This is a genomic window from Methanolinea mesophila, from assembly GCF_017873855.1.
Lineage (GTDB): Archaea > Halobacteriota > Methanomicrobia > Methanomicrobiales > Methanospirillaceae > Methanolinea_B > Methanolinea_B mesophila.
In genome coordinates, this window is the sequence record NZ_JAGGKR010000002.1 from 180,649 (window position 1) to 193,884 (window position 13,236).

Genomic DNA, 13,236 nt, shown 5'->3' on the forward strand with positions numbered 1-13,236 from the left:
GCCCCGGTTCCGAACACTTATTTTCCCGCACGACCATCTCCTGCGAGCGACGTGATGTGATGGAGAGGATCTACAAATATTATCCCGGCGATTTCGGAGAACTGACCGTGAAGGTCCTTCACATGGACCTGGTGTTCAATATCCACGATGACTTCACCCGGGTCGGTTCCAGGATGAAGATCCGTGTCCTGGACCGGCCGATTGCGAGCCTGGACCTGAACGCAAGGGGCCTTGAGATAGAGGAGGTGGCGGCGTCTTCCGGGGAGGTAACCTATAACTACGACCGCGATTCGGCCATCCTCAGGCTGAAATTCGCCCGGCCTCTTCCACCCGGCACGGAATGCGAACTCCACACGGTCACGACCTGCCGGCCGAGCAGGAACGTACTTGAAGGTCTCTACTACGACCGCACGCCCCCCGGGGCCCCGCCCACGCAGATCACCCAGTGCCAGCAGTGGGGATTCCAGCGCCTGTTGCCCTGCATCGACGACATGACCGCGAAGTGCACCTATCGCACTACGCTCGAGGCGGACCGCCGGTATACCACTCTTATTTCGAACGGTGACCAGGCGGGACCACGGAAGAGCGGCGGGGACGGGAGGGATTCGGTCACCTACGAGAACATGCTGACCCCCATGGCCCCCTACCTGTTCTTCGTCGGTGCGGGGACCTATGCCACCTTCTCCCGGGAGTGCGAGTACCCTGACGGGCACACCTTCAGCCTCGAACTTCTCGTCCCCCCCGGGTCAGATCCGGTTGTCGCCCGACACGCGCTTGACGTGATGAACGACGCCATCATATGGGTGTACCTCTTCACCGGGCCGGAGATGTACCGGGACCTTTCCGCACGGATGAGGATGTGGGACCTCTGCGCTGAACGGGACCGGAGCAAGGACGGGACGGGGAAGGCCGGGGACCTCCCGGGGATCCGGAAGGAACTCGCGGACCTGGCGGCAGGCATCACCCCCGGGTATGCCTATACCGGGGCGGTCTACCGGGAGATAGGTATGCAGAACTCCGATTTCGGGGGCATGGAGAACGTGGGGAACACCACTATCGCCATGAACAGGATCATGCCCTATCCCCAGATGACCGATTCGTCGTTCGAGTATATGGTCACGGTGAAGGTGCACGAGTTCTACCATAACCTCAACGGCTCCGAAGTCACGGGGAAAAGCCCCTTTGAGATATGGCTCAACGAAGCGGTTACCGTAGTGATGGAGCTCAAGAACCACGCGTTCCTCTTCGGAGAAGACTACGTCCGGCTCCAGACGGTGTTGACCCTTCTCTCACCGACAGGCGGAACCTTCGCCCTGGACCAGGGTGCGGCGGCGATGCCCATCGAGCCGGACGGGTTCAACGACCCGAACGAACTGATCACCGGTGTGACCTATGTCAAGGCGCCTGAGTTCGTGCGCATGATCGAGACCCTTATGGGAAAAGAGGAGTTTGCCCGGGGACTCGCCCTGTATCACCGGCGATACCGGCACAGTAACGCGTCCCGCACCCAGTGGGTGGAGGCGATGGAGGAGATTTCGGGGCAGGAGTTTGCCGGGATGGCAGAAGCCTGGCTCAAGAAGACGGGGTTTCCGAGGGTGTCGGTCATTCCGGGATATGACGAGGACTCCCGCACATTTTCCATGGAGATCACCCAGGAGTCCTCCCAGGGAGACGATACGGTATTTTCGTTCCCCTTCCGTTTCGCTCTCGTCGACAGGGAGGGAAAGGATATCGCGGAACGCACGGTCCGGATCGAAGGACGGGCGACGCGGGTGACGATACCAGATGTCGACCGGGCAGCCTTCCTCTCGCTGAACCGGGGGTATTCATACTACGGCCTCGTGGATTACGATCCCGGGATTGACGCGCTGTACCTCCAGGTACGGAAGGATCCTGATCTCGTGAACCGGTATGTCGCATTTTCCCGGATCACCGAGCAGGAGATGATCCGCATGTTGTCTGAACCCGGGGCGTTACCGGACAGGCGGTTCACCGACCTCTTCTTCGAACTGATCAGCGATGACGAACTGATGCGTAAAGCGGGAGGGTTGTTCCTCACAATCTTCGACTCGGTGGAGGACCCCCGGTGGTCGCACCGCTACCGGGATCTCTGGCATGCGAGGAGGGCGATTATCCGGGCCGTTGCGCAGACGTACGAAGGCCCCATGAAAAAGATCTACCGGGAATACTCCCGTCCCGCGCCGGGGGATCGCTATCTTTCCCGCCAGATCCGGGGTATACGTGACCGGCAGGTAAAGAATGTCGCTCTTGCCGTGCTCGCCACCCTTGACACCCCGGAGGTCCGCCGGATCATCATGGACCAGTACGACCACCCGGCGGGTGCGACCGACCGGAGCATGGCAATGGGGCTCTACCTGGACAGTTCGGCCCCGGACCGGATGGAGTTTTTACAGAGGGCGGGCGAAGAAGCCGCCGCGAGCCCGGTCTCGTTCGAGGTGTTCCTTGCGACGGCTGCAGGGAACTCGAGCCCCGATGCGGTGAAGATCGTGAAGGCCGCTGAAGCGCTCCCCGAGTTCCGGCTCGAACAGGCGGATCACCAGAGGGCGCTGTTCGGCAGGTTCGCAATGAACCGGAAGGTATCCCTCGAGACACCGGAGGGGAGGGAATACCTGGCCGGATCGCTCCTCCGCCTCGCGAAGGTGAACGAGTACAGCACGGTGATGGCGCTTCAGGCGCTCTCAACCATTGACGGGATGGACCCCGGGTACCTGGCCCCGGTGGCAAAGATCCTCGCGGACCTCCTGGCCTCTACCGACCCGGGACATACCCCGAGCGTGTATAACACTACCCGTCGGCTTCTCAGGGGTTCCCCGAAAGCGCTTGCTGCGTATGAGGCGGAGCACGGGCCGGTCCAAGGGCTGAAATAACTCCGCGAGGCGGCTGAAGAAAAAAAGGTGCAGTTTCAGGGGGAGGGATTTGATCCGGCAATGGTCCGGCAGAGTATCTCCCCTTGTAGATGGGGGCCCAAGCCCTGTCCGCGAGGGCTTCCCCTGAAGGGTGAGGTAGATAAGATACCGGGGTACATAGGGGAATGTGATCGAGGACACCACCCCCCAAAAGTCATCCCCCCGCCCGTCAATGTCCAAATTCACCACCTCCGCTATAATTTCCGTGCTCATGGTGGACGATGACCCCGCACTGCTCGATCTCGCGTGCCGGTTCCTGCGGAGCAGGGAAGACCTCCGGATCGACTCGTGTTTCACCGCTATCGATGCTATGGCAAAGATGGCCGAGAACGTGTATGATGTGATCGTCCTCGATTATGAGCTCCCGGGAATGGACGGTATCCAGTTCCTGCGGGAGGTGAAGGGCCGGGGGGACATGACCCCGGTGATCGTGTTCACCGGAAAAGGGAGGGAGGGCGTGGTGATCGAAGCCCTGAATGCGGGTGCCGATTTCTACCTCCAGAAGGGGGGGGACCCGAGGATGAGCTTCCTCGAGCTGCTCTACATGATCCGCGAGGCGGCCTCCCGTAACCGCTCCCGGATGGAACTCGAGGAGAGCGAACGGCGTTTCCGGGAGTCTCTCGAACAGATCCCGCTTATCTCCTACCAGCTCGACCGGGAGGGGAAGATCACTTTCTGCAATGAACATTTCCTCGAGCTGACCGGGTGGACCCGCGAAGAGATGACCGGGGAGAACTGGTTCGACCTGTTCATCCCCGTGCGGGACCGGACCCGGATGAAAAGGGGCTACCAGAAAGGGATACGTGAAGGGGTCGCGTCCGACCGGCATTTCACCCCGGTGATCACCCGGGACGGAGAGGTCCGCCATGTTCTGCTCTCCTCAATCGCAAACCGTTCCCGGGAAGGCGAGATAGAAGGGGTCACCTTTGTGGGCGAGGACGTGACCGAGCGCGAGCGGGCCACGGAGGAGATGCGGAGTTCCGAGGAGCGACTGAAAATCATCTTCGAATATGCCCCGGACGGGTTCTTCCTCAACGACCCCGCCGGGGTCTTCGTCGACGTAAACCGGGCCGCCGAGCAGATCATGGGCTATCGGAGGGAGGAATTGATCGGGAAGAATTTCCTGACGGTAGGGGTGATCACCCCGGAAGAGATCACCCGGGCCATCAGCCTGTTCACCCCGAATACCGGAGGGCAGTCCCAGGGGCCCGGCGAACTCACCCTGGTACGGAGGGACGGGAGCCGGGTGGTGGTGGAGATGCACACCTACCCGGTAATGTTCCGGGGGCGTGAACTGATCCTTGGTATCGCGAGGGATATCACGGAACGAAAACATGCAGAAGAGGCCCTCCGCAGGGTGAACGAGAAACTCCACCTCCTGAACAGCGTGACCCGCCACGACATCCTGAACACGCTGACCGCCCTCACGATGTACCTCGAACTCCTTGCCGAAGACGAAAAGGAGCCGGAGCTGAAGAAAACTGTTGACAAGGCTACCCAGGTCGCGGGCATCATCCGCCGGCAGATCGATTTTGCGAGGACGTACCAGGATATCGGCATTCATTCTCCGGTCTGGCAGCCGGTGAGCCGGACTGCCCTCACGGCGCTGGAGGGAGCCGGGATCGCCGGAGTGGAGGCTCATGTGGATGCCGGGGACTTTGAGATCTATGCAGACCCTCTCCTTGAAAATGTATTCCACAACCTCCTCGACAATTCGGTTCGCCACGGGGGAAAAGTCACCGGCGTATGGCTGACCGCCATGCAGGACGAGCGGGGACTGAAGCTGGTGTTCGAGGACAACGGGACCGGGATCCCCCGGGACGAAAAGGAGAAGATATTTTCCAGGGGTTTTGGGAAGAACACGGGGTTTGGGCTTTTCCTTACCCAGGAGATCCTCGCCATCACGGGGATTACCATCAAGGAGACCGGAACCTTTGGAAAAGGGGCACGTTTCGAGATCAGGGTTCCTCCCGGGCTTTATCGCTCCGGTGCAGCGAAATTACAGTGAATGCAGCAGATTACTTTTACTCTTTCCCGGGTTTACCGCTGATACCGTCGACCAATGCGGGATAGCGATACTACCGGGAGGAATTCTATCCCCGGACGGCCACGTGGTCGCGTAAAGACCGGACAGGCAGGAGGATCCGGCATTCCTGTTTCCGGTAGCCCGCGATATTCTCCACCGGCCTCAGCAACAGCATTGAGGGATGACAATCGCGACGATCAAGTGAACGGGGGGTATATCAGGATAATCTCAGCGAAGATCCCGGATCCTGTTATTCGTATCCTCTTGGCAGGTGGCGGCCATCTCAACACCCCCGATGAGCTGGTACGCCTTTCGGGCGTCACACATCCGCAGGATTTTATGCGAAGAAGGATGAATCCTGCCTGTGGACAGCGTAACCCATGCATTCTTTGTTGCTGCGGTCCTCGCGTATCTCGGGCACCCGGAACTTATCCTCTTCGGAGTGATGGGGGCAGTGCTGATGGATTCGGACATCCTCTATTCCAGGATATCGGACCATTTCCCCTCCCTCTACGTATTCACCCACGGAGGGTTCACCCACTCTCTCGCCGGGGCACTGGTAACCGGCGGGGCGACCTCCGCGGGGATTTGCCTCACCGCGTCAACCGGGATGATCCCTGCACTGATCCTGTCCGAAATCCCGCCTGCTGCTTTCGCGGCGGTATTCCTGGGGAGTTTCACTCACGTGGCACTCGATCTTCTGGCATACCCGGGAATCCCGGTCTTCTATCCGGTGACCGACCGGAAATATACCCTGGGAGTGTTTGCCGGCCCAAGCCCGGTGATGATGGTAGTGAGCTGGGTCTACCTTATCCTCCTCATACTCGGGGTGGCCCCCCTCTCCGCTCTCCCGGTCTGGTCTGCGCTCTTCATCCTCGTGGTAGCGTTTTTTTCGGTGCTTAAAATCGCCATGGCGTTTCACCTGGAGGGAGAAAGTATCCCTACGTTCAATCCCCTCGTGTGGTACGAGATCCGGGAGACTGATGAAGCCTTCATATTCCGGTGCATTTCACTCCTCCGAGGAACCTGCGGGGAAAAGGAATTTGTAAAATCCCGGGACGTGCCCTCCCGCGATGTCGCCCTGTCCTCCGGGGACCCCGAGGTTAAAAGACTCCGCTATTATTCGTATTTCACGACGGCAGAGCGGGAAGGTGATGCCATTGTGATCCGTGACCCTCTCCGGGACGAAGGGATCATCTTCTACCCCCCGTCATACAAGAAGATCAGGATCGAGAAGAATGGCGGGAGGGATGAGTGGTGACACCCTGAAAAATCGTCCCGGGTCCTCATGAGTGGACGGGCGGGTCAGGGCTTTTTTCCCATGACCCCCTGCACGATGCGCATGTGCTTGCGTTTCATCTCCCACAGAACCGTAACCGCCACCCCGGGTTAACTATAAATACTACTTTTTTCAAGTCCCTTTACCGGCATTTTGCCGGCAAAAGCTAATATAGGGGGAATTCATGAAAGTATCACTTCTCATCATTGTACTCTCATTAAGCATTTTTACCGGAATGGCATTGGCAGACAGCGCCGTTCCCCAAACGGAAGAGACCCAGGGCTTCCTCACGTCCACGATCATGCAGGCCGTGGGGACCGCGACCGAGACCGACAGCCTGTCATGGCAGATCACCAATGACGGGGTGAATGACTTCTTCGGCGGACTCAACCCGCCGCTGTTCGCATACGATGCGGCGATTTATTCCCTGGCCTATAGCGAGGACACCATCGCGGACCAGGGTCTGGTCACCTACGCCAAGGAAGGGTCGGTGGACACCCAGGGGCAGGCTCTGGGGCAGTGGAACCTCGACATGGAGAAGGTGGTCGAGTTCGTAGGGCTCGATACCGGCCGGATGATCTCCGCTGAGGAGCAGACGCTCGACGGGGCAGGAACGCCCTTCTTCACTCCCGAGACCTTTATCTGTCCCTTTGCGGCGGAACAGACCCTGTTACTCCCAGCATTTTGCAACATCGTGCAGGAGGGAAGTTCGGTGGACCTTACGATAGGCTCACTCTCGACTCTCGCAGATACGCGGTTCGTTACGCCCCTGGCAAGCCATGCCGGACTCGATCTTATCGAGCTGCCGGGCTGGGATCTCCCCGTCTCGGATAACGGCGTGGAATCCGACTACCAGGTGAAACTTACCGGTTTCGGTGACATCCCTGCGATGGGATCCGCTGACGCGTACATCAATGTTCACGTCCAGGAAGGAAGGGGCCTCGGCTTCGTTTTCGATGGTGCCGGTTTAGGAAACGAACTTGAACAAAATGGCTTCCACTTCTTTGATCCCAAGGCTGAAGATCTGACCTATTCGGAAGATTCCACCGCGTCAGGGGAGATCACCCTCTTCCAGAAGTCGATGAGTTACAACTCGAAACTTACAGGAGGAGCGGGATCGGAAGGGCTCATTGCAATCCCGCTGAGGGGGCCTTTTTAAACATTTTTTTGGAAGCGAAAATAGCGCAACTGTCCCGGTTTTCCCCTGCGATTGGACATATCCGGAACCGGGTTCCTGCTGTTTCCCTGAATTGATACCGGCTGTGAGAACCTCATTCATTTCGGGAACCTAAGCTCCAGCATATTCCCTGTCTCTGGTTTCGCACCTGTATTACGATAGCATTCAGCTAAAAGAATTGGAATCCGTGAGGATATCCAGGATTTATGCAAGTATATTTATCTATTAGATCGCCAAAGTCCCTTTACCGGCCCGGCACCGGAAAAAATGAGAGGGAACTATGAAGTTTCACTATATTCTTATCATTGCGGCATTATCTCTCCTTACAGGCCTCGCCCTCGCGGACAGTGCAGTGCCCCAGACGGAAGAGACCCAGGGTTTTATCACCTCCACGATCATGCAGGCCGTGGGGACCGCGACCGAGAGGGACAGCCTGGCATGGCAGATCACCAATAACGGTTTCATCGGCGGACTGACTGATATTCCGCCGCTCTTTCCTGAAGTGGTCGCAGTATATTCCATGGCCTATAACGAAGACACTATCGCTGACCAGGGACTTGTAACCTATGCGAAGCAGGGATCCGTCGATACCCAGGGGAAGGTCCCGGAACAGTCGAATGTGAACATGGAGAAAGTGGTCGAGTTCGTGGGGCTCGATACCGGGCGGATGACCTCTGCGGAGGAGCAGGTGCTCGATGGTGCCGGAACGCCGTTCTTCAGTCTCGAGACCTTTATCTGTCCCTTTGCAGCGGAACAGACCCTGTTACTCCCTGCCTTCTGCAACATCGTGCAGGAGGGAAGTTCGGTCGACCTCACCCTTGGATCACTCTCGACCGCTGCGGACACCCGGTTTGTCACGGCCCTTGCACCGGTGGGGAACCAGGCGCCCGGCTGGGATCGTCCGGTCTCTGACAACGGTGTCGAGTCGAACTACCGGGTCACGCTTACGGGCTTCGGTGACGTTCCGGCAATGGGATCAGCAGATGCCTTTATCAATGTCCATATCCAGGAAGGACGTGGCTTATTCGGTGTGGACGGGGCAGCACCGCTTAATCAGGAAGACCGTATCTCATTCGACCCTAAAGCGGAAGATCTGACATATTCGGAAGATTCCACCGCATCAGGCGAGATCACCCTCTTCCGGAAGCTGGTGGGGTACAACTCGAAGCTGACCGGAGGGCCGGGGGTTTTACCTTCATTGTAACCCTTTTTTCCTCGGGTTCTCCACACACACAGTGATCCTCCGCCCTATAAGGAACGAGCGGCATGTCGTGTCCGGCATACGAGCCCGCACGAAAGGCACCCTCGAGTAGAATAATAGATTGGACGATGTTTTTCACCCCGGGCGATGCCGATATTTCCGGTTTTGACGCATCCGCCGGGGTCATTTTTGTGAAGCTCGTTCAGTTACCGATAGTCTTTTCATGAATGGAACACATGGTGCACCTGATGAAGACCGTGCTCCTGGTAGACGACGGTGCCGAACTCGTCTCCCTTTACTGCCGCATGCTCTCCATGCTGGGATACATGCCCCTCGCAGCCAACGGGAGCCGTGAATGCCTGGAGCGGATCGACGAGAAGGTTCCCGATGCGATCCTCCTCGACGTCATGATGGTCCCGGTGGACGGATGGGAGACCCTTAGACAGATCAGGAAGAAAAAAGAGTGTCTCCTTACGCCGGTGCTCATGCTCACCGCCAGGTCGCCCCAGCCCCGGGAAATCCTGCAGTGCGGTGATCTCTTCGACGGCTATATCATGAAGCCCGTGACAAAATCGAACCTCGAAAGGGAGCTCGATTCCCTCTGGAACCGCTGCACTCTTATAAGGACGAACATGGAAAAGTTCAGGAACCTCGGCATCCCCCCTGAAAAGGCCAGGGATTACGCGGTGTCCATGAGGACCTGCGTGTCGATGACCCACGTGATGAATGCACTGAACGTCATGAATCTCCCCTCTTTCCTCCCGGCAGAACCGGATACCCCGGTAATTGACGAGATTACCGGTATCGAGGAACGAATCAGGTACCACAAAAAGAAGATCCGGGAATATCACGCGATACTGGGATAACTGTCGATCGTGAAGATCAGCCCGGGAGCGGGAGGTCCCCGGACCGGCACCTGCCCCGGAAACCCGCAACTAAGTATGCGTATCTTTCCGGAATTCCACCGGTGCCGCAATGCCTGGGGGAGGCCCCGATACCGTCAATGTCGTAAGAGAGGAACGTCACCGGGGTGACCGGATGGGCTATGCCGGAACGGCACCGGTGGAGGTAATCCGCGTCTTCAGATGATATCCAGTGCAACGAGCTCCTCGATCTCGTCTTCCTCCTCCTCCTCCTCGATCTCCTTTTCGGACTTATGAAGAGGCACTTCTTTCCGGGAAGGAGTTTTTTCCCCGAGGATTGTAAGGAGCCAACCGGGTAATTTCATGTGCGATCCCTGCGACTAGGGTCGCGATGCACCCTGATAGAAGTTCCGGCCATCGGTGTGCTCCCGGACGTCACCCCCCGGGAATGAAGCCGGGGTACGGATTATGGTCCGGGACCCCGGTTTATTCCGGGTTTTTCCGGGAGTGTCCCGCCCAGCTCCCGGGTCGCGACTTGTCGAGTGCTTTGCACCGGTTAAAATAGGTCTCCCCGAAGATCCATGGCTGGTAATTGATGCACATCTCCGGTTTTGTGGTGTGGATGGAGCAGATGTATCTCCTCCTTCCCGTGCGGCGCAGGAACGGGCACGAAGTCACCAGCTCCCCGGTCCCGGGGTCACGAAGTTCGGCGAAGATCATCCCGCCCAGGTCCGAAGGGATAAGTTCACTGCACCGGACACGCCTGCCGTCCTCCAGGAACGCGGTGAAATGGCGGAGAATGTCGGTCCTGCCGTCCTCCATCCAGCGAAGGAGGTTCGTATCCGTGGGGGCGATGCCGTCCCCGAGGATCTTGCAGCACAGCCCGCAGAGTTCGCAGGGCTCGTCGTCCGGTTCTCCGTTCAAGGGTGTGACCTCCTGGATCCGGCTCATTTCTTCCGTCGCGAACCCTTGAAGAACCCCTGCTGCGACTTGATCTCGGGAAGGGTCTCCTTCTTCTTCTCCTGCATGAACTCTGCCTTCGCCTCCTCGTACTTTTCGCCGAACACCTTCCAGTGGGGGCAATGTCGGAGGTCGAGGAGAAGCTCGTGGCCGAGCACGCTCCCTCCCAAAGCAGGAATCGCGACGAACGGGTAGATCCGGCAGCCGAGGGGGCGTTCCGCATAGGGGAGTACACAGCCGTCGGAAAGTTTTCCGGGGCAGTTCTCCACGAACATCAGCCATGCCCCGACCCGTTTCGGTTTGGCCGCCCGTACCTTTTCGAACCCGAGTTTGTCGACCATCCGCTGGTACTCCTCTTTGGTCATATTCGGGTGGCGGCAGCAGTTCCCGCCACAGTCCCGGCAGAGATCGGGCGATTCAGTCATCGAAGCTCTGTTTGCACCAGGGTTCGATATAGCCTTTGGTGGATGCAACGGCCTGGAATCAAAATTTAAAGAGGTGCATATTTCCAGGCGTTCTCCCATGAATCCCGGCAAACGGGAGAGCAGGGAGTGTGGGATATAAAAGGAACGATACGGCAGAGTTCTTTCAGAGAGACCGGTCCCTGACCCAGGTATTTACGGGTTCTGGGGCTCGGAACAGATAAAACGTCAGAAGGGCCATTGGTAGTGAGCATGGAGCACGTTCGGGAGACCGGAGTCCTGGTGATCGGGGGAGGCCCCGCAGGCCTTTTTTGTGCGATCTCGTGTGGTCTCGGCGGAAGATCGGTCGTTCTCCTGGAGAAGATGCCCTCCTGCGGGCGAAAGCTCCTGATCACCGGTTCGGGCCAGTGCAACCTTACGCACGAAGGGGACATCTCCGATTTTTTCATCCGTTACGGGGACCACGGGAAATTTATCAGGCCCGCCCTGAAAAATTTTACCAACCGCGACCTTGTCACATTTTTCGAGTCCCGGGGGCTTCCCATGGTCACGCTTCCGGGTGGGAAGATCTTTCCCCGGTCAATGAAGGCATCCGACGTGCTCGCGACGTTGCTTGCGGAGTGCGGCCGGGCGGGAGTAGATCTCCGGTGTGGAGAACGCGTGTGCGGGGTGACCCGCAAAGAAGGGAAATTCCTCGTCTCCACGCAGCAACCCGGCCGCGGAGGCAGGAATAGCACTACAATTTGTGAAGATCCGGGTCGCAGGTCGGGACGAACAGGTTTGCAGGGAGACTGGCGGAATAACGTCGCAGAGCAGGGAAGAACCCCCGGGACACCAGGGAGCACGGCGGGGTTCCTCCGGGATGGAGCCGCTTCCGTCTCTCCGGAAAAGGGAGGAGACGATCCCAGGGTGTACTCCGCTGATCACCTGGTACTCGCGACCGGCGGGGCCTCGTATCCGTCGACCGGGTCGACGGGCGACGGGTACGATATGATGAGGGCTCTCGGGCATCCGGTGACAGAGATCGGTCCCGCGCTTGTTCCGGTGGTGGTCGAAAGGTACCCGTTTGCAGACCTGGCGGGTATCTCCTTCGGCGGAGTGGGTATCGCGGTTTTTCGTTCCGGCCGGAAACTCACGGACCGGACCGGGGACCTCCTCTTCACCCACGAGGGGCTGTCGGGGCCGGGGATCCTCGACCTCTCCCGGTACCTCCGGCCGGGGGACCAGCTGCGGGTCTCCTTCCTGCCCGGACGATCCCGGGAGGCCGTGGAGGAGTTTCTCATCGGAGTATTGGGGAAAGACGGATCCCGACAGGTAAGGAACGTTCTCCGTGAGATGAACCTCCCGGAACGGTTTGCCCGGAGGCTTCCGGATCTGGCCGGGATCCCGCCCGACCGGACCTGTGCCCACGTTACCAGGAAGGAGCGGAACGACCTTATGGACATGATCACGGGCTTCCCGTTCTCCGTCCGCGATCTCGCGGGTTTCGACCAGGCGATGGTCACCCGCGGAGGTGCTGCGCTGGAGGCGATCGACCCCCGGACCATGGGGTCGCGGCCTGTACCCGGACTCTCCATCATCGGGGAGGCGCTTGACATCGACGGGGATACGGGCGGGTACAATCTCCAGGCCGCCTTCTCGACCGCTGCGCTCGCTGCGGCAGCGCTCTCCGGGAGGCAGGGGCAGGTGTCTCCATGACGACAGACGATATGACCCTGGTATGCAGGTACGAACGTGAATCGGACAGTATCCAGCGGTTCTTCCGGAGGCCGTTCTTCCTCTCCCTCACCATCGGAATCCCTTTCTGTGTCTACAAACTGCTCTTCGGAGTGAGCCTGCTCAGGGTCACCCAGGCGGCATACCCCTCGCTGCTTGTCCTCGGGGGCGTTGTGATCGTCTGGGCCGGGATCGACCTCCTCATGAACCTGGGACGGGTCGTGCTCGACCTCGCGCACCGGCCCGCGAATTTCGAGTACTGCACCATTGCACAGGCGGGCCGGGCTGCGGGAATGCCTCTGGTGTTCCTCGCGGTTGATACCCTGGTGTCGTTTTCCATTATCAGTTTCATGCTCTGGTCGGGGTGGATAGGGCTCCTCACCCCGGTGGAATCGTATTTCTGGTACGGTGCCACGACACTAAACCTGATCAGCCTCTCCCTTGTCCTGCTCTATAACGAGATACGTAACACGAGGCCTGCCTGAATAACGGCCCTGCGGGAATGAGGTATCTTATGGGTTCGATACCCCGGGGTGACTCTCTACGACCCCCGGAGCCGGGTCTTTTCCGGGGAACAATTGCTATGGACATCCGGTCGCACGGTCATAGAGTCCGGTTTCGTCACGAGACGTGTGAAAAAAAGAATAATCGAAGTTCAGGAGGGT

General features: G+C 58.8%; 11 protein-coding genes. 8 read left to right on the forward strand and 3 right to left on the reverse strand.

What is annotated here, in order from left to right:
• Positions 1-59: 59 nt before the first annotated feature.
• From J2741_RS12340 to J2741_RS12365, 6 genes are all read left to right on the forward strand, one after another.
• Entirely contained in the window at positions 60-2,888 is a 2,829-nt protein-coding gene (locus J2741_RS12340) for a M1 family metallopeptidase (RefSeq protein WP_209676018.1), read from the forward strand.
• Positions 2,889-3,138: 250 nt separating this feature from the next.
• Entirely contained in the window at positions 3,139-4,935 is a 1,797-nt protein-coding gene (locus tag J2741_RS12345) for a PAS domain S-box protein (protein WP_209676020.1), read from the forward strand.
• A gap of 382 nt (positions 4,936-5,317) precedes the next feature.
• Complete coding sequence (locus J2741_RS12350) at positions 5,318-6,214, forward strand: metal-dependent hydrolase (RefSeq protein ID WP_209676022.1); 897 nt, start codon at positions 5,318-5,320, stop codon at positions 6,212-6,214.
• A gap of 202 nt (positions 6,215-6,416) precedes the next feature.
• Positions 6,417-7,391: a hypothetical protein gene (locus J2741_RS12355; protein WP_209676024.1), complete on the forward strand. Its 975-nt coding sequence runs from the start codon at positions 6,417-6,419 to the stop codon at positions 7,389-7,391.
• 298 nt (positions 7,392-7,689) lie between these two features.
• Complete coding sequence (locus J2741_RS12360) at positions 7,690-8,613, forward strand: hypothetical protein (RefSeq protein ID WP_209676026.1); 924 nt, start codon at positions 7,690-7,692, stop codon at positions 8,611-8,613.
• Between the two features lie 224 nt (positions 8,614-8,837).
• A complete protein-coding gene (locus J2741_RS12365; RefSeq protein ID WP_209676027.1) occupies positions 8,838-9,476 on the forward strand; it encodes a response regulator in 639 nt (212 codons plus the stop codon).
• A gap of 215 nt (positions 9,477-9,691) precedes the next feature.
• Here J2741_RS12365 and J2741_RS12370 read toward each other — a convergent pair whose 3' ends face one another.
• The 3 genes from J2741_RS12370 to J2741_RS12380 all read right to left on the reverse strand — a co-directional run bounded on the left by J2741_RS12370 (position 9,692) and on the right by J2741_RS12380 (position 10,858).
• Positions 9,692-9,838 (reverse strand): hypothetical protein, encoded by a 147-nt coding sequence (locus tag J2741_RS12370; protein ID WP_209676029.1) that lies wholly within the window; start codon positions 9,836-9,838, stop codon positions 9,692-9,694.
• 121 nt (positions 9,839-9,959) lie between these two features.
• The gene (locus tag J2741_RS12375) at positions 9,960-10,424 is read right to left on the reverse strand and encodes a YkgJ family cysteine cluster protein (RefSeq protein WP_209676031.1); all 465 of its coding nucleotides are present in this window, start codon (positions 10,422-10,424) and stop codon (positions 9,960-9,962) included.
• Complete coding sequence (locus J2741_RS12380) at positions 10,421-10,858, reverse strand: YkgJ family cysteine cluster protein (RefSeq protein ID WP_209676032.1); 438 nt, start codon at positions 10,856-10,858, stop codon at positions 10,421-10,423. Before J2741_RS12380 ends, J2741_RS12375 begins: the two co-directional genes overlap by 4 nt.
• A gap of 249 nt (positions 10,859-11,107) precedes the next feature.
• Between J2741_RS12380 and J2741_RS12390 the strand changes: the two genes are divergently transcribed.
• Positions 11,108-12,553 (forward strand): BaiN/RdsA family NAD(P)/FAD-dependent oxidoreductase, encoded by a 1,446-nt coding sequence (locus J2741_RS12390; protein WP_245249802.1) that lies wholly within the window; start codon positions 11,108-11,110, stop codon positions 12,551-12,553.
• Entirely contained in the window at positions 12,550-13,056 is a 507-nt protein-coding gene (locus J2741_RS12395) for a hypothetical protein (protein ID WP_245249804.1), read from the forward strand. The genes J2741_RS12390 and J2741_RS12395 overlap by 4 nt, the downstream gene beginning before the upstream one ends.
• Positions 13,057-13,236 lie beyond the last annotated feature (180 nt).

Coding starts and splice junctions, on each gene's coding strand:
- J2741_RS12340 (WP_209676018.1), top strand. CDS start 60: ATGGAGAGGATCTACAAATATTATCCCGGCGATTTCGGAGAACTGACC.
- J2741_RS12345 (WP_209676020.1), top strand. CDS start 3,139: ATGGTGGACGATGACCCCGCACTGCTCGATCTCGCGTGCCGGTTCCTG.
- J2741_RS12355 (WP_209676024.1), top strand. CDS start 6,417: ATGAAAGTATCACTTCTCATCATTGTACTCTCATTAAGCATTTTTACC.
- J2741_RS12360 (WP_209676026.1), top strand. CDS start 7,690: ATGAAGTTTCACTATATTCTTATCATTGCGGCATTATCTCTCCTTACA.
- J2741_RS12365 (WP_209676027.1), top strand. CDS start 8,838: ATGGAACACATGGTGCACCTGATGAAGACCGTGCTCCTGGTAGACGAC.
- J2741_RS12370 (WP_209676029.1), bottom strand. CDS start 9,838: ATGAAATTACCCGGTTGGCTCCTTACAATCCTCGGGGAAAAAACTCCT.
- J2741_RS12375 (WP_209676031.1), bottom strand. CDS start 10,424: ATGAGCCGGATCCAGGAGGTCACACCCTTGAACGGAGAACCGGACGAC.
- J2741_RS12380 (WP_209676032.1), bottom strand. CDS start 10,858: ATGACTGAATCGCCCGATCTCTGCCGGGACTGTGGCGGGAACTGCTGC.
- J2741_RS12390 (WP_245249802.1), top strand. CDS start 11,108: ATGGAGCACGTTCGGGAGACCGGAGTCCTGGTGATCGGGGGAGGCCCC.
- J2741_RS12395 (WP_245249804.1), top strand. CDS start 12,550: ATGACGACAGACGATATGACCCTGGTATGCAGGTACGAACGTGAATCG.